Origin of the sequence: Mesorhizobium sp. KACC 23794 (assembly GCF_052180275.1) — a bacterium.
Classification (GTDB): Bacteria; Pseudomonadota; Alphaproteobacteria; order Rhizobiales; family Rhizobiaceae; genus Kumtagia.
The window spans coordinates 2,270,862-2,295,291 of the sequence record NZ_CP197465.1 but is presented as its reverse complement, the minus strand read 5'-3'; the positions used below and the strand labels follow the sequence as shown (position 1 = coordinate 2,295,291).

General features: G+C 66.0%; 21 protein-coding genes and 2 pseudogenes. 10 read left to right on the top strand and 13 right to left on the bottom strand.

Features of this window, described 5'->3' with window-relative positions; genetic code table 11:
* Positions 1-86: 86 nt before the first annotated feature.
* The 9 genes and pseudogenes from ACSBOB_RS11240 to ACSBOB_RS11200 all read left to right on the top strand — a co-directional run.
* Positions 87-1,898: a hydantoinase B/oxoprolinase family protein gene (locus tag ACSBOB_RS11240; protein WP_442582474.1), complete on the top strand. Its 1,812-nt coding sequence runs from the start codon at positions 87-89 to the stop codon at positions 1,896-1,898.
* 23 nt (positions 1,899-1,921) lie between these two features.
* Positions 1,922-3,103: an ABC transporter substrate-binding protein gene (locus tag ACSBOB_RS11235; RefSeq protein WP_442582473.1), complete on the top strand. Its 1,182-nt coding sequence runs from the start codon at positions 1,922-1,924 to the stop codon at positions 3,101-3,103.
* A 17-nt stretch (positions 3,104-3,120) separates the two neighbouring features.
* Positions 3,121-3,879 carry an ABC transporter ATP-binding protein gene (locus tag ACSBOB_RS11230; RefSeq protein ID WP_442582472.1) on the top strand — a complete coding sequence of 253 codons (759 nt, stop codon included), beginning with the start codon at positions 3,121-3,123 and terminating at the stop codon, positions 3,877-3,879.
* The gene (locus ACSBOB_RS11225) at positions 3,879-4,604 is read left to right on the top strand and encodes an ABC transporter ATP-binding protein (protein ID WP_442582471.1); all 726 of its coding nucleotides are present in this window, start codon (positions 3,879-3,881) and stop codon (positions 4,602-4,604) included. The genes ACSBOB_RS11230 and ACSBOB_RS11225 overlap by 1 nt, the downstream gene beginning before the upstream one ends.
* The gene (locus ACSBOB_RS11220; RefSeq protein ID WP_442582470.1) at positions 4,601-5,482 is read left to right on the top strand and encodes a branched-chain amino acid ABC transporter permease; all 882 of its coding nucleotides are present in this window, start codon (positions 4,601-4,603) and stop codon (positions 5,480-5,482) included. The genes ACSBOB_RS11225 and ACSBOB_RS11220 overlap by 4 nt, the downstream gene beginning before the upstream one ends.
* Before the next feature lie 2 nt (positions 5,483-5,484).
* Positions 5,485-6,531, top strand: coding sequence for a branched-chain amino acid ABC transporter permease (locus ACSBOB_RS11215; protein ID WP_442582469.1), 1,047 nt, complete (start codon positions 5,485-5,487; stop codon positions 6,529-6,531).
* A gap of 8 nt (positions 6,532-6,539) precedes the next feature.
* A complete protein-coding gene (locus ACSBOB_RS11210) occupies positions 6,540-8,591 on the top strand; it encodes a hydantoinase/oxoprolinase family protein (RefSeq protein ID WP_442582468.1) in 2,052 nt (683 codons plus the stop codon).
* Positions 8,592-8,863: 272 nt separating this feature from the next.
* Positions 8,864-9,609, top strand: a pseudogene (locus ACSBOB_RS11205) (transporter substrate-binding protein); the annotation flags it as partial.
* A gap of 185 nt (positions 9,610-9,794) precedes the next feature.
* Positions 9,795-10,598 (top strand): annotated as a pseudogene (locus tag ACSBOB_RS11200) (ATP-binding cassette domain-containing protein); the annotation flags it as partial.
* Here the strand turns inward: ACSBOB_RS11200 and ACSBOB_RS11195 are convergent.
* Entirely contained in the window at positions 10,593-11,039 is a 447-nt protein-coding gene (locus tag ACSBOB_RS11195) for a substrate-binding domain-containing protein (RefSeq protein ID WP_442582467.1), read from the bottom strand. The pseudogene ACSBOB_RS11200 and the gene ACSBOB_RS11195 sit on opposite strands and share 6 nt — an antisense overlap.
* Before the next feature lie 166 nt (positions 11,040-11,205).
* Here ACSBOB_RS11195 and ACSBOB_RS11190 point away from each other — a divergent pair, with 166 nt between their 5' ends.
* A complete protein-coding gene (locus tag ACSBOB_RS11190; protein WP_442582466.1) occupies positions 11,206-11,682 on the top strand; it encodes a MarR family winged helix-turn-helix transcriptional regulator in 477 nt (158 codons plus the stop codon).
* A 25-nt stretch (positions 11,683-11,707) separates the two neighbouring features.
* Here ACSBOB_RS11190 and maiA read toward each other — a convergent pair whose 3' ends face one another.
* From maiA to ACSBOB_RS11130, 12 genes are all read right to left on the bottom strand, one after another.
* On the bottom strand, positions 11,708-12,364 hold the full coding sequence (gene maiA, locus ACSBOB_RS11185) for a maleylacetoacetate isomerase (RefSeq protein ID WP_442582465.1): 657 nt from the start codon (positions 12,362-12,364) through the stop codon (positions 11,708-11,710).
* A gap of 61 nt (positions 12,365-12,425) precedes the next feature.
* Positions 12,426-13,112 (bottom strand): ABC transporter ATP-binding protein, encoded by a 687-nt coding sequence (locus ACSBOB_RS11180; RefSeq protein ID WP_442582464.1) that lies wholly within the window; start codon positions 13,110-13,112, stop codon positions 12,426-12,428.
* Positions 13,109-13,858, bottom strand: a complete 750-nt coding sequence (locus ACSBOB_RS11175) for an ABC transporter ATP-binding protein (RefSeq protein WP_442582463.1) — start codon at positions 13,856-13,858, stop codon at positions 13,109-13,111. Before ACSBOB_RS11175 ends, ACSBOB_RS11180 begins: the two co-directional genes overlap by 4 nt.
* Positions 13,851-14,825 (bottom strand): branched-chain amino acid ABC transporter permease, encoded by a 975-nt coding sequence (locus ACSBOB_RS11170; protein WP_442583711.1) that lies wholly within the window; start codon positions 14,823-14,825, stop codon positions 13,851-13,853. The genes ACSBOB_RS11175 and ACSBOB_RS11170 overlap by 8 nt, the downstream gene beginning before the upstream one ends.
* A 5-nt stretch (positions 14,826-14,830) precedes the next feature.
* Complete coding sequence (locus ACSBOB_RS11165) at positions 14,831-15,751, bottom strand: branched-chain amino acid ABC transporter permease (RefSeq protein ID WP_442582462.1); 921 nt, start codon at positions 15,749-15,751, stop codon at positions 14,831-14,833.
* Positions 15,752-15,902: 151 nt separating this feature from the next.
* Complete coding sequence (locus tag ACSBOB_RS11160) at positions 15,903-17,033, bottom strand: ABC transporter substrate-binding protein (protein WP_442582461.1); 1,131 nt, start codon at positions 17,031-17,033, stop codon at positions 15,903-15,905.
* 188 nt (positions 17,034-17,221) lie between these two features.
* Positions 17,222-18,466 carry a Gfo/Idh/MocA family protein gene (locus ACSBOB_RS11155; protein WP_442582460.1) on the bottom strand — a complete coding sequence of 415 codons (1,245 nt, stop codon included), beginning with the start codon at positions 18,464-18,466 and terminating at the stop codon, positions 17,222-17,224.
* Positions 18,467-18,552: 86 nt separating this feature from the next.
* Positions 18,553-19,542 (bottom strand): ABC transporter permease, encoded by a 990-nt coding sequence (locus ACSBOB_RS11150; protein WP_442582459.1) that lies wholly within the window; start codon positions 19,540-19,542, stop codon positions 18,553-18,555.
* Positions 19,539-20,510, bottom strand: coding sequence for an ABC transporter permease (locus ACSBOB_RS11145; RefSeq protein ID WP_442582458.1), 972 nt, complete (start codon positions 20,508-20,510; stop codon positions 19,539-19,541). Before ACSBOB_RS11145 ends, ACSBOB_RS11150 begins: the two co-directional genes overlap by 4 nt.
* On the bottom strand, positions 20,510-22,048 hold the full coding sequence (locus ACSBOB_RS11140; RefSeq protein WP_442582457.1) for a sugar ABC transporter ATP-binding protein: 1,539 nt from the start codon (positions 22,046-22,048) through the stop codon (positions 20,510-20,512). Before ACSBOB_RS11140 ends, ACSBOB_RS11145 begins: the two co-directional genes overlap by 1 nt.
* Before the next feature lie 87 nt (positions 22,049-22,135).
* Complete coding sequence (locus ACSBOB_RS11135) at positions 22,136-23,164, bottom strand: ABC transporter substrate-binding protein (RefSeq protein WP_442582456.1); 1,029 nt, start codon at positions 23,162-23,164, stop codon at positions 22,136-22,138.
* A gap of 84 nt (positions 23,165-23,248) precedes the next feature.
* Complete coding sequence (locus ACSBOB_RS11130; protein WP_442582455.1) at positions 23,249-24,430, bottom strand: Gfo/Idh/MocA family protein; 1,182 nt, start codon at positions 24,428-24,430, stop codon at positions 23,249-23,251.

Sequence of the window (24,430 nt, the reverse complement as noted above, 5' to 3'; positions counted from 1 at the left end):
TATTCATTTTACGGTGTGCTGCCTCGGGGTTTGCGGTGGCTGAAATTTCTGTCACGAAGCCCGGAACATCTTTTGCGGATGGGGCGATGAAGCGGTCGGGCAAAGGCAAGGACGTAGCAGGCTTCGATCCGGTGCTGCTCGCCGTGCTGTCGAGCCGCTTCGAATCCATTATCCGCGAGATGACCAACACGGTGATGAAGGCCAGCCGCTCGTCGGTCATCAAGAACGCACGCGACATGTCCTGCGGCATCCTCACCTACGACCACCGGCTGGTCTCGGTCGAGGAGGCGCTGCCGATCCATGTCAACGCCTTGGAGCTGACCACAAAACCGATCACCGAACTGTTCGACGACGTAAAGGAGGGCGACGCCTTCCTGAACAACAGCCCGTTCTACGGGGTCACCCACCATGCCGACCTCACGCTGAGCGTGCCGGTGTTCTTCGAAGGCGTACCGCTGTTCTGGACCCTGTCGCGCTCCCATCATGCCGACATCGGCGCGCCGGAACCGTCCACCTACCTGCCCTTCGCCGCCACCATCTACCAGGAAGGCGTGCATTTTCCCTGCGTGCGCATCCAGGAGAATTTCAAGGACAAGGCCGACCTGATCCGTATCGGCCTGCAGAAAATCCGCGTCAGCAACATCTGGTACGGCGACTACCGCGCCCAGGTCGGCGCCTGCCGCACCGGCGAGCGCCGGCTGAAGGAACTGGTCGGGCAATACGGCATCGAAACCATCCGCGCCTTCGTCGAGGCCTGGATGGATTATGGCGAGCGCCGGGCGATTGCCGCCATCAAGACGTTGCCGGCCGGCACCTATACTTACGAGGTCCGGCACGACCCGGTCGCCGGCGTCGCCGACGAGGGCATTCCGATCAAGGCCAAGGTCACGGTCGACCCGAAGAAGGGCCTGATCACCGTCGACGTGCGCGACAATCCCGACTGCGTGCCGGGCGGCTTGAACCTCACCGAGGCCTGCGCGGTGGCCTCCTGCCGCATCGGCGTCTATTACAATCTCGATGCCGGCGTGCCGCACAATGAGGGCAGTTCCAGCCGCATCGTGCCGCTGCTGCGCGACAATTGCGTCGTCGGCCGCCCGAGCCACCCGATCGGCACGTCCTGCGCCACCAGCAACGTCAACGAACGACTGGCCAACGCCGTGCAATGCGCCTTCTCCGAGATGGGCGCGCCTTATGGCATGGCGGAAGGCGGCGGCAATTTTTCCGCCGCGCTCGGCGTCGTGTCGGGCATCGACAGGCGCCGCGAACAGCCGGTCGAATACATCACGCAATTGATGATGGCTTTGTCCGGCGGTCCGGCCAACCACGGCCATGACGGCTGGCTGACCTATGAATGCTCGGTCGGCAACGGCATCATGGTCACCGATTCCGTCGAGGTCGACGAGGCCACCTATCCGATCCTCGTCGAGGAACGGCGCATCCGCGAGGATTCGATGGGTTTCGGCCAGTGGAACGGTGCGCCCGCCGTCCAGGGCAGCTACCGCTCGCTGACCGGCGACATGACGCTGTATGTCTGCGGCGACGGGGGCACGTTTCCGGCCAAGGGCGTGCTCGGCGGCCAGGCCGGCGAGCATTGCGGCACCTGGCGGCATGGCGCGGGCGGCTCGGTCGAGCGCCTGACGGATTTCTTCAGCGGCTCGATAGCCGATGGCGAGTCGGTAGGCTACCGTTCGGCCGCGGGCGGCGGTTATGGCGATCCGCGCCGACGCGATCCGGATCGTGTCGTCGAGGACATCAACCGCAAATGGCTGAGCGTCGCCGCGGCCTCCGAGATGTTCGGCGTGGCGGTTCGCCTCAAGGACAACGGCGTCGACTACGAGGTGGACATGACCGCCACCCAGAACCTGCGCGGCCAAACGCAGCCGCTGACAAGATCATAAAAAGCGACAAAAAGGGGAATCGCATGAACACATATGGGAAGTACGGATTGGGACTGGGCAGCCTGCTTCTGGCCGCCGGACTGTCATCAACGGCGCAGGCGCAGGAGCCTCTGATCATCGGCGCGGCCATCGCCCAGAGCGGCGCGATTGCGCCCTATGACGACGGCCCGGCGAAAGCCATGGAGATCGCTGTCGAAGAGATCAACGCCAAGGGCGGCCTGCTCGGCCGGCCGCTGAAGATCATCTATTCCGACACAAAGTCGGACATCGCCTATGGGGCAACCGCCGCCCAGGACGTGATCGACAAGGGTGCGCAGATGGTGGTCGTCACCTGCGACTACGACTATGGCGGCGCGGCCGCCTCGGTCGCCGACGGCGCGAACCTCATCGCCTTCTCCACCTGTGCCGGCGACCCGAAATTCGGCCCCTCCGGCATCGGCCCGAACGCCTTCACCATGTCCACCGGCTCGCCCGGCCAGGCGGTGGCGCTCGCCGAATGGGCCTACAACAAGCAGGGCTGGAAGACGGCCTATGTGCTGCTCGATACGACCATCGCCTTCGACGCCTCGTTCGCCGACGGCTTCGAGCGTCGCTGGAAGGAACTGGCAGGTCCCGAAGGCCTGATCGGCAAGGACACGTTCGGCGGCGAAGACCCGCAGATCGCCAGCCAGATCACCCGTATCAAGGCGCTGCCCAAGCAGCCCGACGTGATGGTGCTCGCCTCCTTCCCGCCCGGCGGCTCCAGCGCCATGCGCCAGTTGCGCGCCGCCGGCGTCAACCAGCCACTGCTGCTCTCGGAATCCTGGGACGGCGACTACTGGCTGGAGGCCGTGCCGAACCTCAGCGACGCCTACCTCGTGACCTACGGCTCGGTGTTCGGCAACGACCCGCGCCCGGAAGTCTCCGCCTTCATGGACAAGTTCAAGGCGAAGTTCGGCGCGGCGCCCGTCACCTCGCACGCGCTGACCGGCTACAGCGTCATCCAGGGCTGGTCGAAAGCGGTGGAGAAGGCCGGCACCTTCGACACCGACAAGGTGCGCGAGACGCTGGAGACCTTCGTCAACGAGCCGCTGATCACCGGCCCGACCAGCTTCACCAAGGAAACCCACATCAACATGCAGCGCGACCTGATCCTGCTGGAGGTTGAGGGCGGCAAGCCGGGCAATGTCATCGGCGTCATCCGCGCCGAGCAGATGCCGAAGTAATTTCAGCAGGCATCGTCATGTCGGTGGTTCCGCCGGCCAGCCCCGATCGGGCTGGCCCGACGCTCGAAGTCCGCAACGTCACCGTCGACTTCCAGGGTCTGCGGGCGATCGACGACGTCAGCCTGGTTTTGCGCTCCGGCGAGATTCTCGGCCTGATCGGCCCCAACGGCGCCGGCAAGACGACGCTGATCAACGTGCTGACCGGCTTCCAGGAACCGACGCAAGGCAGCGTCCATCTGAACGGCGAAGATATGAAAGGCTGGAAGCCGCATATCCGCAGCCGCCGCGGGCTGGTGCGCACCTTCCAGAGCGTGCTTCCCTTCGCCGGCCTTTCGGCGCTGGAAAACGTCGAGGCGGGTGGCGTCGCCATCGGTCTCACCCGCGCCGAGGCGCGCAGCGAAGCGGAAAGGATTCTCGGCGACATGGCGCTGACGGCGAAGATGTATCGGCAGGTCGGCACCTTGCCGTTCGGCGAGGAGCGCCGTGTCGGCATCGCCCGCGCCATCGCCATGCGTCCGCGCTTCCTGCTGATGGACGAGCCGGCCGCCGGCCTGAACGACGCCGAATGCCGCGACCTGCGCGACATCATCAACGGCATCACCCAAAAACTCGCATGTGGCGTGCTGTTCATCGAGCACCGCATGTCGCTGGTGTTCGAACTCTGCCATCGCATCCAGGTCCTGCGGCTCGGCAGCACGCTGGCGATCGGCAGCCCGGCCGAGATCCGCTCCGACCCGAAGGTGCGCACCGCCTATCTCGGCGAGGAGGTCGCGTGATGCTTGAGATCAGCGATCTCCATGTGAACTACGGCAACATCGTCGCCCTGCGCGGCATCTCGCTGGAGGTCGCCGAGGGCCAGATCGTCGCGGTGATCGGCCCCAACGGCGCCGGCAAGTCGACGCTGCTTTTGACCGCCGCCGGCATGGTGCGCCCGCGCTCAGGCAGCGTCACCTTCGCCGGCCATAACACCGGCCAGATGCAGCCGGAGGCGCTTGTCGCCGCCGGCCTGTCGCTGGTTCCGGAAGGCCGGCACATCTTTGGCTCGCTCAGCGTCGCGGAAAATCTCGCGCTCGGCGCGACCGTGCGCCACGACCGCGCCGAGATCGCCCGCGACATCGACCGCGTGCTGACCATGTTCCCGGTGCTGAAGGACCGCTACCGCCAGCGCTCCAACAAGCTTTCAGGTGGCGAACAGCAGATGCTGGCCATCGGCCGCGCCATGCTGGCCCGCCCGCGCCTGCTGCTGCTCGACGAGCCGTCGCTGGGGCTGGCACCGATTGTCGTCGCACAGGTCTATCAGGCGATCCTCGACCTCAGGGCCTCCGGCGTCACCGTGCTGGTCGTCGAGCAGAACGCCTCGCGCGCCCTGTCGGTCGCCGATCGCATTTATGTGCTGAACTCAGGCGTTATCGCCATGTCGGGCACTTCCGGCGAGTTGAAGGGAACGGCAGCCTTCGACGCGGCCTATTTCGGCGTGTCGAGCGAGGCTCGCACGCCATGAATTTCCTGCAGAACGCCATCGACGCCATCAGCCTCGGCGCGGTCTATGCGCTGGCCGCCCTCGGCATCGGCCTGATCTTCTCGATCATGCGGCTGATCAATTTTGCCCATGGCGAGCTGATCATGGCCGGCGGCTTCACGCTCTACACGCTGGCCGGCCAGCCACTGCTGGTGCTGATCCTGGCCGCGCTGATCGTCACATCACTGCTCGCGCTCGGCATGGAGCGCGTCGCCTTCCGGCCGCTGCGAAAAGCCAACCCGGCGACGCTGCTAATCGCCTCCTTCGCCGTCTCCTATTTCGTCCAGCACGTGGTGCTGATGGCGTTCGGCTCGCGCGCCATGGGCGTGCCGTTCCTCGCCGAACTGGCGACCAGCATCGAATTCGCAGGCCTGCGCGTGCCGCGCCTGCAGATCGTGACCATCGTCGTCACGCTGCTCCTGATGGGCGGGCTGGTGGCCTTTTTCCGGCTGTCGCGGATCGGCTTGCAGATGCGCGCGGCGGCCGAGGACTTCAACATGGCGCGGCTGGTCGGCGTGAAGGCAAACCGCGTCATCGCCTTCGCCTTCGCCATCTCCGGCGTGCTGGCCTGCATGGTCTCCTTCTACCTCGTCGCCCAGACCGGCAGCGTCTCCTACAAGATGGGCGTGTCGATGGTGCTGATCGCCTTCGTCTCGTCGGTGGTCGGCGGCATGGGCTCGATCGCCGGCGCCGCGCTCGGCGGCTTCCTCGTCGGCATCATATCGGTGTCGCTGCAAGCCTATCTGCCGGTCGACCTGCGGCCCTACCGCGACGCCTTTGTGTTCCTGATCTTCATCCTGTTCCTGTTCTGGCGGCCCGACGGCCTGCTCAAGAGCCGCGCCGACCGGGAGCGGGTGTAGCCATGCTGAGCAATCCCGCGTTCCGTCCGCTGCAGACCGCCGCCATCCTCATCCTCGCCCTGCTGGCGATCGCCTTGCTGGCCACGCTGACGCCACCGGCCATGCAGCGCACCATCGTCGAGGGCATGATCAAGCTGGTCGTCGTCGTCGGCCTGTTCGTCTTCGTCGGCAATTCCGGCGTGTTCTCCTTCGGCCACGTCGCCTTCATGGCCATCGGCGGCTACATGTCGGCGATCCTGACGCTCACGCCGGCACGCAAGGAGACGCTGCTCGACCTGCCGGGCTTCCTGGAGGCGCTGCAACTGCCGTGGCCGGTGGCACTTATCGTCGTGCTTGTCACCGTGGGCCTGCTCGCGCTGCTGATCGGCTGGCCGCTCTGCCGGCTGCGCGGCATCGCGCTCCCCATGGCGACCTTCGCCGTCCTGATCATCACCTATGTCGTCGCCTCCAACCTCAAGGAGGTCACCGGCGGCCGCCAGGCGCTGGTCGGCCTTCCCCGCTACACCGGCCTGTGGGTCGCCTTCGGCGGCGCATCGCTCGCCATACTGGCGGCAGCGCTCTACGGCATGACACGTCACAGTCTCTTGCTCCGATGCTCGCGCGAGAACGAGGTCGCGGCGGCCGCCACCGGCATCGACCTCGAACGCGAGCGGCTGATCGCCTTCGTGCTCAGCGCCATGATCGTGGCGGCCGGCGGCGTGCTGTTCAGCCATTTCATCGGCACGATCACCGCCAACACATTCTATCTCGACCTGACCTTCGTCACGCTGACCATGCTGGTTGCCGGCGGCATGCGCAGCCTCACCGGCGCTTTCGTCGGCGTGGCGCTGGTCTCGGTCGTCTCGGAACTGTTCCGCGGCATCGAGCGCGGCTTTACCGTCGGCGACATAACGGTCGCCGCGCCGCCCGGCCTGCAGGAGATCGCGCTGGCGGCCATCCTGCTGGCGATCCTCGTCCGGCGGCCGGCCGGCCTGCTCGGAGACTTCGAGATCGGCCTGCCGCGCCGTCGCGCATCAAGCGCGGCCGAACCCATCGCACAACAGGGATAGCGAGAAAAATGTTCGTCGCCTGCATCGATATCGGCGGAACCTTCACCGACCTCGTGCTCCATCGCGAGGGCGCGGATCTCGAGATCCACAAATCGCCGACCACGCCCGGCAAATTCGAGCGCGGTTTTCTCGACGTGCTGGAGGTGGCTGCCAAAAGCCACGGCCTGACGCTCGCAGAGTTCCTCGCCAGCACCGACATGATCGTCCACGGCACCACCGTGTCGACCAACGCGCTGGTGGAAGGCAAGGTCGCGCCGACCGGGCTGATCTGCAATGCCGGCCACCCCGACATCCTGACCTTGCGCGAATCCCCGCGCAAGCGCGCCTTCAACATCAAGATCGACTTCCCGCCGCCCTACATCCACCGCAGCCGCACCTGCGAGGTGCGCGGCCGCATCGATTCCATGGGCAACGAGATCGAGCCGATTTCCGACGAGGATGTGCGCGCGGCGGCAAAACACCTCAAGGCCTGCGGCGTCGAGGCGGTCGGCGTCTGCCTGCTGTGGTCGATCGTCAACCCGTCGCACGAGCGGCGGGTGCGCGAGATTCTTGCCGAGGAACTGCCGGGCATCCCGGTGACGCTCAGCCACGAACTCAACCCGATCCCGCGCGAATACCGCCGCACCATCTCGACGGCCATCAACGCCTCGCTCTATCCGATCGTCAGCGACTATGTCGGCAAGCTGACCGAGGCGCTGAAGGGCGCGGGTTACGGCGGCGAGCTGCTGATCGCCAACTGCGTCGGCGGCATGATGCCGCCGGAAGAGATCGTGGCGCGGCCGATCTACAGCGTCATGTCCGGTCCGACGCTGGCGCCGATCGCCGCGATCAGCCTGACCACCGCACCCAACGTCATCGTCGTCGACATGGGCGGCACAACCTTCGACGTGTCGGCGCTGCGCAACCGGCACCTGGTCGTCACGCCGGAGGCGACCTTCGGCATGGAGATGTTGGGCATCCCGAAGATCGACGTGCGCTCCGTCGGCGCCGGCGGCGGCTCGATCGCCTGGGTGGATGCCGGCGGCCTGCTGCGCGTCGGCCCGCACAGCGCCAGCGCCGTTCCCGGCCCGGCCTGCTACGGACGCGGAGGCACTGAGCCGACGGTCACCGACGCCAATGTCGTGCTCGGCATCATCGATCCCGACTATTTCCTCGGCGGCCGCATAAAGCTCGACCGCGCCAGGGCCGAAGCCGCGATCGGCAAGATCGCCAAGAAGCTCGGGCTCGGGCTGCTCGAAGCGGCCTACGCCATCTACACCACCACCAACCACAACATGATCGGCGCGATCGAGGACATCACCGTCAACGAAGGCATCGACCCGCGCGACAGCTATGTCGTCAGCGGCGGCGGCGCCACGGCCTGCCACATCAGCGACATGGCGCGCATCCTCGGCGTAAAGAGCTTCATGATCCCGCGCTTCGCCGCCGGGCTTAGCGCCTATGGCGGCTTGATCTCCGACGTGCGCTGGGAGGAGACGGGCACACTGAACACCACCGACAAGAATTTCGATCTGGCCGGCGTGAACAAGCTGCTCGCCTCGCTGAAGAAGCGCGGCGTTGCGTTCCTGAAACGCTCCGGCGTGGCGCCCGCCGCCCAGCGTTTCGAATTCGCCTTCCAGGGCCGCTATCTCTACCAGTCCTGGGACATCGAGGTGCCGTTCGACATGCCGGACGGCAAGCTCGGCAAGACATCGCTGCCGGGGCTCACGGCGGCGTTCCACGACCAGCACGAGCGCATCTACACGATCAAGGACGAGGCCGACACAGTCGAGTTCACCACCTGGAAGGTACGCGCCATCGGCGACACCGGCGGCAGTTTGCGCCAGGGCGCGGTCCTCGAAGGCAAGCGCGCCAAACCCCACGAGAAGGCAAGGCGAAAGGTCTATCTCGGCCGGCAACTGCGTGACCTTCCCGTCTACGACATAGACGGCCTCGGAGCCGGCAGCGAGATCACCGGCCCCGCTTTGCTCGAAATGCCGACGACGACGATTCTCCTCGTCGACGGCCAGCATGGGCAGATGGACACCAAAGGCAATCTGCTCGTCGAGGTCGGCGGCTGACGCCAACCCTGCAAATGAACGATCCTCGCCCCAAGGGGCGGGATATTCCTTGTGCCTCTTGTGGACGAAATCGCTGATCCACAGAGTTCACGCCGCGAGCGGCGGGCAATGTACCCAGAAGAGATTCAAATCCGCCCGTCATCTGCCCCTTGACTGCCCGCGCCCCGCCGATAGGCTGACAGTCGAACATACCGGACCCGGATGCCGGACGGCAATCACGCCTCGTTAGCCCTGCCCCGTTCGGGCGGCCGGCTTGCGGGGCGTTTTCATTTTTGGGACAGGTCTTTAAGCGTCGCGTCGAAATCGGCCTGCGTTATTCCCGCTCGGGCACCTACCGCCTGATTTCGCAATCCTGCCATCTCGGCGCCTTGCGGGCCATCGCCGATCTCAACGCCGATCCGGCGTCGAAGATCGAACTGGTTCCGGTCGAGCGCGACCCGCAGGGGAATACCGACCGCTATGCCGTGCTTTGCGAGGACATCCTTCGCAGCAGCAAGGCTCGCCACGCCCTCGGCTGCACCACGTCGTGGAGTCGCAAGGAGACGATCCCGGCGCTGGAGAAATTTGGCGGCACGCTATGGTACGGCTGTCCCTATGAAGGTTTCGAGGCCAAGGACCATGTCGTCTACATGCATGCGTGCCCGAACCAGCACCTGGTTCCGCTGCTGGCGCATGTGGTGCCGCGCTTCGGCGCCAACGGTTTCCTGCTCGGCTCCAACTACATCTGGGCTGGGAGACCAACCGCGTCGCCCGCGACCTGATTGCCGACGCCGGCGGAAAAGTGCCGGGGGAATGTTATCTGCCGATCGGCGAGACCGAGGTGGCGCGGCTGGTCGCGGAAATCCGCGCCACCCGGCCGGATTTTGTGCTGAGCAATCTGATCGGCACGTCGTCCTACGCCTTCATCAAGGCCTATGCCGAGCTCGGGCGCGAGGGCGCGCATTTCCGCCCCGAGCGCTGCCCGCTGCTCTCCTGCAACCTCACCGAATGCGAGCTGCCGGCGATCGGCGCGGCGGGCGACGGGCATCTTTCGGCGGGGCCATATTTTCGGGATACGGAATTGGGCGATCGCGCAAGCTTTCAAGCTGGTGGCCGTACCCCCACACCTAACCCCTCCCCCTTGACCACAAGGGGGACGGGGACTCGCAGGGATGGGTGGAGGTATCGAGCACCGGAAGCCAGCGGGATTTGGCGAAACAACAAGACCAGCCCGTCACCTCGATCCACGACCTGCGCGTGCATTTCGATCTCACCGGCGGCTTTTTCGGTCGGGTCGACCGGCGGGTCCATGCCGTCGAAAACATCAGCTTCTCGATCGCGCCCAATGAAACGCTTTCGCTAGTGGGCGAATCCGGCTGCGGAAAATCGACTACGGCGAAGGACCCCTACGCCTCGTTGGACCCGCGCATGCGCGTCGGCGAGCTGGTCGCCGAGCCGCTGCTGATCCACTGCGTTTCCTCCGCCACCGAGCGCCGCGACCGCGTGGCCGACCTGTTCGAGCGCGTCGGCCTCTCCGCCGACGAGATGGAGCGCTATCCGCACGAATTCTCCGGCGGACAGCGCCAGCGCATCTGCATCGCCCGCGCTCTGGCGCTCCGGCCGAAACTCATCATTGCCGACGAGAGCGTCTCGGCGCTCGACGTTTCCGTCCAGGCGTGCGTACTGAAACTGCTGAAGGATTTGCAGCGGGAATTCGGCGTCGCCTATCTCTTCATCTCGCACGACATGGCGGTGGTGGAAAACATCTCCGACCGCGTCGCCGTCATGTATCGCGGCCGCATCGTCGAGATGGGAACGGTCAACCAGATCTTCTCCGATCCGAAACATCCCTATACACGGCGGCTGATCGAGGCGGTGCCGATCCCAGACCCGGCGAGGCGGCGGCCACATTTCGCGCAGCTAGACAGCGAAATCCCCAGCGCGGTCCGCCGCGTCGGCGACGAGCCCGCAACTGTCCATCTCCACGATGTCGGAAATGGCCACCTCGTATCCGAACTCGCCCTATGATTTCGCCTGCGACACCACGACGCCAGCACCTCTTTCCGCCACCCGCCGACGCGAGCTGCCACGTATGGCGAGTGTCACCGGAAGCGTGATGTCGGGCGGCGGCGTGCCGTTCTCGATCGCGTCGAAAAGCACCCCGGCCGCCGTCTCGCCAAGCAGGTCGGGCGGTTGGATGACGGTGGTCAGCCGCGGATTGGAGATCGCCGCGAAGGGTATGCCCTCTAAGCCGGTGACCGCCAGATCGTCCGGCACCGCCACATCCTCGCGGCGCAGCGCGTCCGGCCGCTCGCGCGCCACAAGGCGCGCCACGGTCTCGAAATCGGTCTGCTCCTCTCCCCCTCGAATACTCGTGGATGCGCGGCTCGATGCCGAGCGCCTCCAGCGACCGCAGGACGGCATTGCGGCGCAGCCGGAGGCGATGTCCGGCCCCTTGACGTAGGACAACCGCTGCTTGCCGAGAGCCAGCAGGTGTTCAACCGTCAGCCGGATTCCGTGTTCATAAAAAAGGGGACGCGGCCCGAAGGCCGGAGCGAGGCTGTCGATAGAGCCGCTTGCTGGGAACGATTTGGGCGCGTTTGCGGCGCCTGGCGGAAATTGCCACCATCGGCGCATGCAACTCGACCTGGAAAACTTTCTTCCCTACCGGCTGCATCGCATCGCCGGCGTGCTGTCGAATCGGGCGCGCGACATCTACAGGCGCAAGCACAAACTGACGGTCCCGGAATGGCGGGTGCTGGCGACGCTCGGCCAGTTCGGCCTGCTGACCGCCGGCGGTATCGGCCGGCACTCGGCCATGCACAAGACCAAGGTGAGCCGCGCGGTCGCGGCACTTGAGCAGCGGCGCTGGCTGGTCCGCGAGACCAACGAAGCGGACCGGCGCGAGGAATTCTTGAAGCTGACCAGGCAGGGCCGGCACGCTTATGAGGAGATCGTGCCCGACCTGACCGGCTTCGAGGACCGGTTGAAGAAAGAACTGGGTGCGGCGGCGGCCGGACAATTGCTGTCAGCCTTGGCAAGACTGGAGGCGACGCTGCTCGTTGCGGGCCGGCAGGAGAGCGGGCCGCAACCGCGAAACGGTCGCGGATGACGGGTGCGCGGCCCGCAAAAACCTCTCACTCAGCGTCCGGCTGGTTTTCCGGCGCGGCGTCGCGGAAAGCGGGCAGTGCGGCGCAGGCATCGGACACGGCGACGATTTTTGGAAAGGCGCCGAGCGGCACCGAGAATCGGCGGGCGTTGTAGACTTGCGGCGTGATATAGAGGTCGGCAAGGCTGACGGCGTCACCCATGGCGAAGGGTTTCGGATCGATCATCGTTTCGATTGCCGAAAAGCCTTCGCTGATCCAATGCGCGTACCAGGCGTCGATGGCGGACTGGTCGCAGCCGAGGGTCTGGCGCAGATACTTCACCGTGCTCGTATTGTTGAGCGGGTGGATGTCGCAGCCGACGATCGCGGCAACGGCCCGGCAGCGTGCCCGGGAAAGCGGATCGGCAGGCAGCAACGGCGGCTCCGGAAAAATCTCCTCCAACCATTCGAGGATCGCCAGAGACTGGATGAGGATTGTTCCATCCTCGCCGACCGCCAGCGCCGGCACGCGGCGCTGCGGATTGATGGCGCGATAGTCCTCCGACAGATGTTCGCCGCCGCCGCGCACGAGGTGAATGGGGATCTGCTCGTAGGGCAGGCCTTTCAGCCTGAGCGCGATGCGGACGCGATAGGCGGCGGAGGAGCGGAAGTAGTCGTAGAGGGTGAGTGTGGGCTGCACGGGCATTGATCTATTTCCTTTGTGCTTGCAGGTGGGCGAGGGGCGGTAGCGATAGTCAACTCTCCCATCACACCCCCAGATACCGGTCCTGCAATTCGGCCGTCAGCGCGGCGGGCGAGCCGGAAAACACGGTGGCGCCTTTTTCCAGCACGAAGCAGCGGTCGGCGACGGGAAGCAGTTCGGACAGCGTCTTGTCGACCACCAGGATGGACTGCCCCTTGCCCTTCAGCGTGCGGATCGCCGCCCAGATATCCTGGCGGATCACCGGGGCGAGGCCCTCGGTCGCCTCGTCGAGGATGAGCAGGCGTGGGTTGGTCATCAGGGCGCGGCCGATGGCGAGCATCTGCTGTTCGCCGCCGGACAGCGTGTTGGCGTATTGCCCGCGCCGCTCGCCGAGGCGGGGGAACAGTTCGACGATGCGGGGAACGGTCCAGTCGCCGGGACGGGCGGCGGCGACGAGGTTTTCCAGCACGGTGAGGTTGGGGAAACAGCGGCGGCCTTCCGGCACGAGGCCGATGCCGAGCCTCGCAACGCGGTGCGGTCGCAGGCCGGCGATCGGCTGGCCGGCGAAGTGGATCGTGCCGGCGCGCGGCCGCTCCAGTCCAAGGATAGAGCGGATGGTGGTGGTCTTGCCCATGCCGTTGCGGCCCATCAGGGCCACGACCTCGCCTTCGCCAACTTCCAGCGTCACGCCGAACAGCGCCTGCGAGGCGCCGTAGAAGGTTTCCAGCCCGGCGACGCTGAGCAATGTCATGCCGCGTCTCCGAGATAGGCGCGGCGGACTTGCTGGTCGCGGCGGATGTCGTCGACACTGCCGGTGGCGATGATGCGGCCATAGACCAGCACGGAAATGCGGTCTGCGAGCGCGAAGACGGCGTCCATGTCGTGTTCGACCAGCAGGATCGGCGCCTCTCGGCGGAGGCCGTCAAGGAATTTCGTCAGGTTTTTGGAGCCTTCCGGCCCCATACCGGCCATCGGCTCGTCGAGCAGGAAGGCTTTTGGTTTCAGCGCCAGCGCGACGGCGATCTCCAGTTGCCGGCGCTCGCCATGCGACAGCTTTGCGGCCGGAACGTCGGCGCGGTCGGAAAGCCCGACGCGCTCCAGCATGGCGCGGGCCGGCTCGGTGAGGTTGCGGTCGCCCGTCACCGGGCGCAGGAAACGAAAGCTGGAGCCCTGCCGGGCCTGCACCGCCAGCATGACATTGCGCAAAGCGGAAAATTCCGGCGCCAGCGACGAAATCTGGAAACTGCGGCTCAACCCCAGCCGCGCCCGGCCGGCCATGCCAATGCCGGCCATGTCCTTTCCGAGGAAGCGGATCGTGCCGCTGTCGGCCGGGATCGAGCCGGATATCTGGTGGATCAGCGTGCTCTTGCCCGCGCCGTTGGGACCGATGAGGGCGTGGATCTCGCCGGGCCAGAGATCGAGGCTGACGCCGTCGGTCGCCTTCAGCGCGCCGAAATTTTTACGCAACTCGCGGATGTCGAGGACCGGTTCAGTCATGGCGCGCCCTCCCCGCCAGCAAACCTAGCAGCCCGCCGCGCGCGAACAGCACGACGCCGAGCAGGATCAGGCCGAGGAAGAACAACCAGCGCTCGGTGAGACCGCCCAGCGTGTATTCGAGGAAGACGTAGAGCATGGCGCCGGCGAGCGGCCCGAGCAGCCTGTCTTTGCCGCCGAGCACGATCAGCACGATCAACTCGCCCGACATCTGCCAGGACAGCATGGACGGGCTGGCGAAGCGGTTGAGGTTGGCGAACAGCACCCCGGCAAGCGCCGCAACCGCCGCCGAGATGACGAAGGCCGCGAGCCTTATTCCGAAGGGCGAGATGCCGACAGCGGCAAGCCGCGTCGCGTTCTGCCGGCCGGCCTGCAAGGCAGTGCCGAAACGCGAACCTCGAATGAGCCAGAACAGAACGAGAGCAGCAGCCAGCACCGCGAGACAGACGAGGAAGAACGGCAACGGTTTTGCCGTGTTGACCAGCGGAAAGGCGTTGCGCAACGTCATCGGCAGGCCGTCCTCGCCGCCATAGGCCGGCCAGGAGACGGCGAAATAATAGATCATCTGCGCGAAGGCCAGCGTGATCATGATGAAATAGACGCCGGAGGTGCGCAGGCTGATCGCGCCGATCGGCAGCGCCACCAGCGCAGCCAGCGCCACGGCAACCAGCGCGATGACCGGCATCGACTGCGTAGCCTGAATGCCGAAGGCCAGCGGCTCCATGTTGAGGGCATGCGAAGCTAGGATGGCGGCGACGTAGCCGCCCAGCCCGAAGAAGGCGGCATGGCCGAACGACACCAGCCCGCCCAGTCCGAGCGCGACGTTCAGCCCCGTCGCCGCCAGCGCCAAGATAACGACGCGGGTGGCGAGCGTCAGGTAGAAGGGTTCGTCCAGCACGACGGCAGCGAGTGGGATCGCCGTCAACAGCGCAACGATCAGCAGGTTTGCGGCGGTCTCGCGGGCGGGCATGCGGTTCATGCTTGCGCCGAAAACAGGCCGCGCGGCCTGAACGCCAGGATCAGTGCCATGACGATGTAGATCTGCATCGAGGCGAGCGCGGCGCCCGCCATGCTGGCCTGTGCGGCGGGCAGCATCAGCGCCAACAGTTGCGGCAGCAGGAAGCGGCCCATCGTGTCAACGACGCCGACCAGGATGGCGCCGACCAGCGCGCCCTTGATCGAGCCGATGCCACCGATGACGATGACCACGAAGGCCAGGATCAGCACCGGCTCGCCCATGCCGACCTGCACGGATTGCAGCGCACCGACCAGCGCCCCGGCGAAACCGGCGAGCGCCGCGCCCAGCGCGAACACCACCGTATAAAGCGTCGAGATGTCGACGCCGAGCGCGCCGATCATCTCCCGGTCGGACTCGCCGGCGCGGATGCGCATGCCGAGCCGCGTACAGGCGATCAGCAGATAGAGTCCGACGGCCACCAGCACGCCGACGCCGATGATGGCGAGGCGATAAAGCTGGTACTGGCCGCCGCCCGGCAGCGGAACTGCCCCCTGCAGAAGCGGCGGGATGTCGAGATAGAGCGGGAACGAGCCGAACAGCCAGCGCGTGCCTTCCGACAGGATGAGGATCAGCGCGAAGGTGGCGAGCACCTGGTCGAGATGATCGCGGTCGTAGAGCCTTCGGATGACGGCGACCTCCAGCAGCGCGCCGGCGGCGGCCGCGGCGGCCAGGCTGGCGGCTAACCCGATCCAGAAGGAACCGGTGGCGGCCGCGACCGAGGCGCAGGCGAAGGCGCCGATCATATAGAGCGAGCCGTGCGCTAGGTTGATCAAGCCCATGACGCCGAAGATCAGCGTCAGCCCGGCCGCCATCAGGAACAGCATGACGCCGAGCTGCAGCCCGTTCAGGAGTTGTTCGAGGAGGAGCGGAAGTTGCACGGCGGCTCGCGATTGGCGGTCCTTCTCCCCGTCTACGGGGAGAAGGTGGCGGCAGCCGGATGAGGGGCAGCGCCAAGCTAGCGCAGGTATGCTCCCGCCCCTCATCCCCCTGCCGGGACCTTCTCCCCGCAAGCGGGGAGAAGGATGAAACTCACATCTTGCACTGCTCGGCGTAGGCGTCGCCGTGTTTTTCGAAGGCGGTGGCGAGGATTTTGTTGGTCAGCGTATCCCCCTCTTTCACCACCTCGCGCACATAGATGTTCTGGATCGGGTGGTTGTTGGTGTTGAAGGTGAACTCGCCGCGGACCGACTTGAAGTCGGCGGATTTCAGTGCGGCGCGAAAGGCTTCCTTGTCCTTGACGCTGGCCTTTGCCAGCGCCGACAGGATGAGGTTCGCCGTGTCCCAGCTCTGCGCGGCGTAGATCGACGGCAGGCGCTTGTATTCGGTCGTGAAGGCCGTGACGAACGCCTTGTTGGCTTCGTTGTCGAGGTCTTTTGCCCAGCTTGCGGAGTTCCTGACGCCGAGCGCGGCGTCGCCGATCGCCGGCAACACGTCCTGACTGAAGGAAAAGCCCGGGCCCATCACCGGAATGCCGACGCCCGACTGCGCGTATTGCTTCATGAAGGCGATGCCCATGCCGCCGGGCAGGAAGAAGAACACGGAATCGGCGCCCGAGGCGCGGATCTGGGCGATCTCGGCGGCGTAGTCGGTCTGGCCGACCTGGGTGTAGAGTTCGCCCGCCAGCTCGCCCTTGTAGTAGCGCTTGAAGCCGGTAAGTGCGTCCTTGCCCGCCGGGTAGTTGGGGGCGAGGATGAAAATCTTCTTGTAGTCCTGGTTGGCGTATTGGCCCATCGCCTCGTGGAAATTATCGTTCTGGTAGGCGACGTTGAAATAGTTGGCGTTGCAGCCGGCGCCGGCCAGCGCTGAGGGGCCGGCATTGGGCGACAAGTAGATGACGTCCTGCGCCACCGCGTTCGGCACGACGGCCATCGCCAGATTCGACCAGATGATGCCGGTCAGGAGATCGACCTTGTCGCTCTGGATCATCTTGTCGGCGATCTGGACGGCCAGTTCCGGCTTCTGTGCGTCGTCCTCGACGACAAGCTCGATGTCCTTGTTGCCGGACTGTTTTATCGCCAGCGTGAAGGCGTCGCGCATGTCGTTGCCAAGCCCGGCGCCGCCACCCGAAAGGGTGGTGATGACGCCGATCTTCACCGGCTCGGCCTGCGCCGCCACGGATAGCGAAAAGCCGAGAAGACCGGCCCCCAGGATTCTTTTCATCAAATGCTCCTTCCCAAATGTTCCCCGCGCGCGTTTGCGCGTCTTGGTGAGGGTGAATTTTTCAGAGATCGGACGGGAGTTCAACCGGCGCGTGGGAAAGGAATACGGATGATGGCCCCCTCCACCGACTACGGCGGTCGTCCTTCGGACCGCCCGTAAACTGGGGAGGAACCCCAGCGGAACCGCTCTCACCTTCGCGGCCGCGCCACCAGCGGCACGTAATCCTCCAGGTCGGGGATCGGGAAATGTACGGTCTGGCCGATCTCGGCGGAGCGGTAGAGGCCGATCAGCATCTCGATGACCGCCAGGCCATCATGAAAAGTTTCAAGTGGCGTCTCGCCCTTGCGGAAACACTCGACCATGTGACGATTCTCGTCGGTGTAGCCGTAGACGCCGGCCTCGTCCTCCAGCACCGGCATCAGGCCCTGCTCGGCATTCTGCTTCTCGACGAGATCCTCGCCTTCCGAGCCGGTCACCGCGCGTGACATGAAGATTTTGAGGCCGGTGCCAAGCGAATTGAACTCCATGGCGTATTCCGGGCCGAGCAGTTCGAGTTGGATGCGCAGCCCGGCGCCGACATAGGCCCAGGAGGTGGTGGCCTCGATCATCAATTCCTCGCCGTTCTCGTCCTCCAGCGCGATCGTGCCACGCGCAAAGTCCTCGGACGGGCGTTTCAGATAGTCGACCTCGGCGCCGAAGCGCTCCCTGAGCTGCGCGGCATAGGCAGGCCGTGTCCATTTGAGGTTGGCGACGGTGCCGTTGACCGATTTTATCTTCAGCGAGTTGCGGGGCGCTCCGGGCGCGGTGAGCATGTGCCGCGCCACTTCGACGGAATGGCACATCATGTCCGACAGCACGCCGCCGCCCTGCTTGTCGCCTTGCCAGAACCAGGGCTCGTGCGGGCCGGAATGTTCTTCCGCCGCGCGCGCCAGATAGGGTCGGCCGGTGGTGGAGGCGGCGCGGCGCCAGACAATCTCCTTGCCGCGCAGAACCGGCGTCGAGAATACCTGGTTTTCGAGATAGCCATGGTTCAGTCCCGCATCCTCGGCCAGCCGCAGCATCTCGCGCGCCTCGCCAATGGTGCGCGCCAGCGGCTTTTCGCAGGCGACAGCGAAGACCTTGCTGCGACCGGCCTTCACCTCCGCATGGATGACGCGCATCGTGTCGAGGCGGGTGTAATTGGGCGAGAGGATCCAGATGGCGTCGACGTCGTCGGCATGAAGCAGTGATTCCAGGCTGTCATGCGTGCGGCATGAGCCGAGACCGAGGCCAGCGACGGCGGCGGCAAAACGGTCGCGCTTTTCCGCGCTGCGGCTGAAGACGCCGGTGACGTCGGCATTGCGCACGCCGACCAGCGACTTCAGGTGGAAATGCGCGATGAAGCCGCTGCCCACGAAGCCGATGCGCAGGCGCTGTCTGGGCGGATTGGTCATGGTCGAACCTTCCTCAAAATCTCGCAAATGACAATCGTGGCTGCCCGCCCCGCCCCTCGTCCGCCTGCCGGCAGGGAGGAAGGAAGCTACCGATCCTCGATGATGCGCAGATAGGCGGCGGTGACGAGCAGCACGATCGCGCCGAACAGGATGCGGCGCGCGCCTTCCGGCATCTGCAGGATGGTCAGCAGCGTGGTCAGCACCGTCAGGATCAGCGCGCCGACGATCGTGCCGGTGTAGCCGCCGCGGCCGCCGAAGATCGACGTGCCGCCGATGACCGCAGCGGCGACCGATGGCAGCAGCAGCGGGTCGGCAAGCGACAGCGACGACGGCGCCTTGATCAGCCCGACATAGAGCAGGCCGGCGACGCCGGCCAGCAACGACGAGAAGATGTACAGCGCGATGATGACCTGCGGATAGAGCACGCCCGAAAGGCGTGTCGCCCGCTCATTGTCGCCGACCGCATAGAGCAGCCGGCCGAAGCCGGTGCGGTTCAGGGTGAAGACGATCAGCAGAGCAACCGGGATGAACAGCACGAGGGCGTTGGGAAAACCATAGGTGACGCCGGTCCCGAGCCAGGTCAGGAATTCGGGGATTTTTGTGCCTGTCGAGATCACCGTGCGCTGGTAGACCTGGAGGCAGCCGGCGCCGACAAGGCTGGTGCCAAGCGTCATGATCAGCGGGTGAACGCGGAAGATGCCGACGCCGATGCCGTTGAGCAGGCCGATCAGGACGGCCGGCACCAGCGCAATGAGAATCGCCACCGACGGATCGTAGTGGACCGCCTGCGAGGCCATGATGAAGGCTGCCATGGTCGCCACGGTGCTGACCGACAGGTCGATGCCGCCGGTCAGCATGGTCATGGTCTGGCAGCCGGCGAGGATAGCCAGCGGAATGGCGAATTTCACCGTGTTGGCGATCCAGCGCTCGTTGACGATGCCGGGACGCAGGATCTGCAAAAGCACGACCAGCAGGACGAGCAGGACGATGAGCGGCACCAGCGGGTAGTCGCTCATGAAACGCTTGATGCGGCGGCCGAGCGGCGCCGGCGGCTGGAGCGCTGCTGCTTCACTCATGACGAGCGACCTCTCATGGCGACGAAGGCGCCGAGCATGACGACGACGACCATGATCACGCCTTCGATGATCGTGGTGATGTTGGGGTCGACGGCGAGCAGCGTCAGGTCGGTGCGCACCAGGCGCAGCACGAAGACGGCGACGATCGGCCCGAGCAGACCGCCACGACCGCCGCCCAGCACCACGCCGCCCAGCACCACCGCCGCGACGCTGGCGAGCAGGTACGGGCCGGGGATCGGCGCGCCGATGCCGGTGCTCATGGTGAGCGACAGGCCGCCCATCGCCGCGAACAGGCCGGCCAAAGCGTAGGCGACGATCTTGGTGCGGGCGACCGGCACGCCGCTGCGGAACGCCGCGAGTTCGCTCGAGCCGATCGCGTAGATGGAGAGGCCGAGTTTCGAGCGCTTCAGCGGAATCCAAACGATGCACAGGCAGACGACCAGAACGACCAGCGCCTTCGGGATCCAGGCGGTGACGCTTTCAGGGATGCCCGGAATGGGAAACGTGCCGACGCTCATAGCCTTCAGCCACTCAGCTGCGCCACCGCCCGGCGCCTGCAGGATGAGCAGCGCCACGCCTTGCAGGACAAAGAGGGTGGCCAGCGTTACGACGATATCCGGCACGCGTGTCACGACGATCAGGATGCCGTTGATGGCGCCCATGCCGACGCCCATCAAGAGCACGACGGGCACGACGAAAAGCGCGTATTCCTCGCTGGCCCCGTTCATCATGGCGGCGGCAGTGACGCTGGTGACGGCCATCATGGCGGCAACCGACAGGTCGATGCCGCCGGCGATGACGACCACCGTCTGGGCGGCAACGGCAAAGGCATAAGGCAGGACGGCGCGCGCCAGCGAGCCGAAATCGCCGGCGCCGTAAGCCGGCTGGATCAGCTTGGTGAAAACCATCAGGACGACGAAAAGGACGAAAAGGCCCGCCACCCAGCCATTTTGACGAAGCAGCCGCATCAGGACGCACCCGCCGGCGCATGCGCCGCCTCGGCAAGGATGCCGACGTCCTCGTGGGCATCGCGCGGCAGGCCGTAGGCGGCGCGCGTCAGCGCCGCCTCGTCGGCGATCTCGACCGGCAGCACGTCGACGACGCGGCCGCCGAAGATGACGATGGCGCGGTCGCAGACCATCTGCACTTCCTCCAACTCCGACGTGTAATAGAGCACCGACTTGCCCTGGGCGGCCAGTTCGCGCAGCAGCTTGTAGATCTCCTGTTTGGTGCGCACGTCGATGCCGCGCGTCGGATCAAAACACAGGATGGTGCGCGCATCGGCGGCGATCCAGCGGGCGATCGTCACCTTCTGCTGGTTGCCGCCGGAAAGCCGCTGCACCTCGCGCTGGGCGCGCGTGTCGATCTGTAATTTCGCGATTGCGGCGGCGACCGTGCCCTGCTCGCGGCGCATGTTGATCGGCCCCCAGCGGCTGAAGGCGGCGCTGAACGGCAGGGCGATGTTCTCGCGCACCGAACGGTGCATCAGCAGCGCCTCGCTGCGGTCGCCGGGCACATAGGCGATGCCGGCCTTGATGGCGTCGGCCGGATGGCTGAACGCGACGGGCTGGCCGTCGACATCGATGGTGCCTCCAGAGGCTCGGCGCGACCCGGAAAGCGCCGCGAACAGTTCGTCCTGCCCCTGCCCTTCCAGCGCGACCAGGCCGGCGACCTCGCCATTCGCCAGATCGAAGGACACGTCCTGGAGTTTGGCGCCGACGCGCAGGTTTCGCACGCCGATGCGCGGCGGGCCGGATACGGTGCGACTGGCTTCGGCGGCGCGACGCTGGGCGACGCGCGCCTTCTCGATCTTTGCGCCGAGCATCAATTCGACGATGCGCTCTTCCACGCCGGCCACGATGTCGACGACGCCGACCGTCTCACCGTCGCGCAGCACCGTGGCCCGGTCGCACAGCGCGGAGATTTCGATAAAGCGGTGCGAGATGAAGATAACCGAGCGGCCGCTCGCCTTCTGGCGGCGCACCACGTCGAGCACGCGCTCGGCGAGGTTGGCCGGCAGCGCCGCGGTCATCTCGTCAAGCAGCACCACGTCGGGTTCGACGGCCAGCGCGCGGGCGAGGTCGAGGATGCGCAGCACCGCAAGCGGTATGTCGCGGGCCATGTCGCGGATGTCGAGGTCGGGCACGCCAAGTTCGCGCACCCAGTTCATGAAGGGTTCGACCGGCGTATCCGTCAGCCGCAGGTTGGACGCGACGTCGAGGTCGGGGATCAGCGACGGTTCCTGGTAGACCGACACCAGTCCGGCGCGGCGCGCCTGGGCGGGCGAGTGCAGTTCGCGGGCCTCGCCGCGGATGAGGATGCGTCCTTTGCCCGGCTTGACGGCGCCTGTAAGGATTTTCACCAGCGTCGACTTGCCGGCGCCATTGGCGCCCATCAGCGCGTGGACCTCGCCCGGCAGCACCGACAGCGAGGCGTTGCGCAGCGCGGCAACGGCACCGTAGTTCTTAGCGACGCCCGTGGCGTCAAGGAGCGGGTTGGTTGTCACGAGCCTGGATATCTGCTTCGCGTTATGGAGCGGGGACGACAGGCCTCAAGCCTGACGTCCCCGCACCGTTGGCTCAGGCCTGGCGGATTACTCGCCAGGGCCCTTGCAGGCGACGATCTGTTCCTTGGTGTAGGTGGTCCAGTCCGGGATCGAGATCGACACCGGCCACTCCGCCGACAGCGACGGATCGGCCGCGCCCTTCAGCTTCGCCTTGCCTTCGTCGGTGACGTTGTCCCAGATGTCCGGCTGGACGAGCACGGTCTGGCTAGCCGGCTTCTTGCCGTCGAGGATCTGCAGGGCGAGCGTCACGCCAGCACCGCCGATCGAGCCGGGGTTGGTGACGGCAGCGCCCTTCAGGCCTTCGACCGAGGAGAGCTGGCCGACAAAGCCCGCATTGTCGGCGCCGACGACCGGCACCAGCGGCGTCTGCGACTCGACCAGCGCATCGACGATGACGTTGTCGATGCCCGAGGTCCAGATGCCGCCGAATGGCGTGCCGCTGGCGATGAAGTCGAGGATCTGCTGCTTGGCCTGGTCCTGCTGCCAGCCGGTGAACACTTCCTGCGCGACCTTCACATCCGGGAATTCGGCGAGAGCCTTCTTGAAACCCTTGTCGCGGTCGCTGTCGGCGGAAGCGCCGGCGGCGCCGCGCATGTAGACGACGTCGCCCTTGCCGCCCATCGTCTGGAACAGCCATTTGGCGCCGAGATAGGCGTATTCTTCCTGGTTGTTGGAGATGATGTAGGCGGACGGCTCGGTGACGGCCTGATCGACGGCGACGACGGTGATGCCGGCGGCGGTGGCTTCCGCGAGCGCCGCCTGGATGCCGGCCGGATCGGCCGGGTTGACGACGATGGCGTCGACCTTGGCGCTGATCAGGTTGCGGATGTCCTCAAGCTGGCCGGCGGCGTCGGTGTTGCGGTGGGCGATGTTGAGCTTGGCGACCTTGCCGGAAGCCAGCGCCTGCGCCTTGATCGCGCAGATCATCTCTTCACGCCAGCCATTGCCCTGCACGGTGTTGGACACGCCGATCGTATAGGTGCCCTGCGCCATCGCGGTGCCCGCGAACAGCCCGGCCGTGACGGCTGCGAGGCCGATTTTTCCCAGAATTCTCATCTAAAACTCCTCCTGATTGTGCTTCTGCCTGTTTGTAGTGCTTCTGCATACAGCACGGATCGCAATCCGTAGCTGATCGGGTGCTCACGCCGCAAGGGTTATCCATGCTCCGTCGCGCTCATGCGAATCCACGGCGGCGTCGATGAAACGCATGCCCTTGAGGCCGTCGTGGACATTGGGGACCGAGGCAACGAGCGCTGCGTCCGGCGTCCGGCCGGCGCGGCGCGCGGCGATCAGCGCCGCGGCGTCGCGATAGAGATTGGCGAAGCCTTCGACGTACCCTTCCGGGTGCTCGGCCGGCATGCGCGAGACGGCGGCTGCCGCCGCGCCAACGCCCGGCCCACCGCGCACCAGCGTGCGCGTCGGCTCGCCGAAGGGCGTGAAATACAGCACTTCCGGCTCGTGCGCGAACCACTCCAGCCCCGCCTTCTCGCCATAGACCTTGAGCGACAGGCGGTTGAGGTTGCCGGGCGACACCTGGCTGGCGATCAGCACGCCGCGCGCGCCTTCCGCATACCGCATCAGCACGTGCGCGTTGTCGTCCAGCCGGCGGCCGGGCACGAAGGTCGAGAGGTCGGCTGCGATCTTTTCCGGCACCATGCCGGTGACGAACTGGGCGAGACTATAGGCATGGACGCCGATGTCGGCGAGGCAGGCCGACCGCCCGGCGCGTGCCGGATCGGTGCGCCATTCGGCCTGCTTGTGGCCATCCGCGTCGATCGGCAGCGTCAGCCAGTCCTGGATATATTCGGCGCGCACGATGCGGATTTTTCCCAATGCGCCGGAAGCGACGATGGCGCGCGCCTCCCGCACCATGGCATAGCCGGTGTTGTTGAGCGTCACGGCGAAGACCAGACCGGACCGGTCGGCGAGTTGCGCCAGTTCCTCCGCCTCGGCCAGCGTCGCCGACAGCGGCTTGTCGCAGATCACGTCGATGCCGGCGTTCAGAAAGGCGCGCGCCACAGGCGCGTGAAGATGGTTCGGCGTGACGATGATGACCGCCTCGATGCCGTCGGCGCGGCTGCTCTCGGCATCGGCCATGTCCTGATAGCTCGGATAGGCGCGATCCGGATCGATGCCGATATCGATGGCCGACGCCTTCGCCCGCTCGGCATCGGAGGACAGCGCGCCGGCGACCAGTTCGATACGGTCGTCCAGCCTGAGCGCCAGCCGATGCACGGCGCCGATAAAGGCATCGCGCCCGCCGCCGACCATGCCGACCCGCAGCTTTCTCGCGCCGATGCCGTCGCCCGTTGCATAGACCAT

Excerpts from the sequence above, each read along its gene's own strand:
- ACSBOB_RS11240 (WP_442582474.1), top strand. The coding sequence starts at position 87 with ATGAAGCGGTCGGGCAAAGGCAAGGACGTAGCAGGCTTCGATCCGGTG.
- ACSBOB_RS11235 (WP_442582473.1), top strand. The coding sequence starts at position 1,922 with ATGAACACATATGGGAAGTACGGATTGGGACTGGGCAGCCTGCTTCTG.
- ACSBOB_RS11230 (WP_442582472.1), top strand. The coding sequence starts at position 3,121 with ATGTCGGTGGTTCCGCCGGCCAGCCCCGATCGGGCTGGCCCGACGCTC.
- ACSBOB_RS11225 (WP_442582471.1), top strand. The coding sequence starts at position 3,879 with ATGCTTGAGATCAGCGATCTCCATGTGAACTACGGCAACATCGTCGCC.
- ACSBOB_RS11220 (WP_442582470.1), top strand. The coding sequence starts at position 4,601 with ATGAATTTCCTGCAGAACGCCATCGACGCCATCAGCCTCGGCGCGGTC.
- ACSBOB_RS11215 (WP_442582469.1), top strand. The coding sequence starts at position 5,485 with ATGCTGAGCAATCCCGCGTTCCGTCCGCTGCAGACCGCCGCCATCCTC.
- ACSBOB_RS11210 (WP_442582468.1), top strand. The coding sequence starts at position 6,540 with ATGTTCGTCGCCTGCATCGATATCGGCGGAACCTTCACCGACCTCGTG.
- ACSBOB_RS11190 (WP_442582466.1), top strand. The coding sequence starts at position 11,206 with ATGCAACTCGACCTGGAAAACTTTCTTCCCTACCGGCTGCATCGCATC.
- maiA (WP_442582465.1), bottom strand. The coding sequence starts at position 12,364 with ATGCCCGTGCAGCCCACACTCACCCTCTACGACTACTTCCGCTCCTCC.
- ACSBOB_RS11180 (WP_442582464.1), bottom strand. The coding sequence starts at position 13,112 with ATGACATTGCTCAGCGTCGCCGGGCTGGAAACCTTCTACGGCGCCTCG.
- ACSBOB_RS11175 (WP_442582463.1), bottom strand. The coding sequence starts at position 13,858 with ATGACTGAACCGGTCCTCGACATCCGCGAGTTGCGTAAAAATTTCGGC.
- ACSBOB_RS11170 (WP_442583711.1), bottom strand. The coding sequence starts at position 14,825 with ATGCCCGCCCGCGAGACCGCCGCAAACCTGCTGATCGTTGCGCTGTTG.
- ACSBOB_RS11160 (WP_442582461.1), bottom strand. The coding sequence starts at position 17,033 with ATGAAAAGAATCCTGGGGGCCGGTCTTCTCGGCTTTTCGCTATCCGTG.
- ACSBOB_RS11155 (WP_442582460.1), bottom strand. The coding sequence starts at position 18,466 with ATGACCAATCCGCCCAGACAGCGCCTGCGCATCGGCTTCGTGGGCAGC.
- ACSBOB_RS11150 (WP_442582459.1), bottom strand. The coding sequence starts at position 19,542 with ATGAGTGAAGCAGCAGCGCTCCAGCCGCCGGCGCCGCTCGGCCGCCGC.
- ACSBOB_RS11145 (WP_442582458.1), bottom strand. The coding sequence starts at position 20,510 with ATGCGGCTGCTTCGTCAAAATGGCTGGGTGGCGGGCCTTTTCGTCCTT.
- ACSBOB_RS11135 (WP_442582456.1), bottom strand. The coding sequence starts at position 23,164 with ATGAGAATTCTGGGAAAAATCGGCCTCGCAGCCGTCACGGCCGGGCTG.
- ACSBOB_RS11130 (WP_442582455.1), bottom strand. The coding sequence starts at position 24,430 with ATGGTCTATGCAACGGGCGACGGCATCGGCGCGAGAAAGCTGCGGGTC.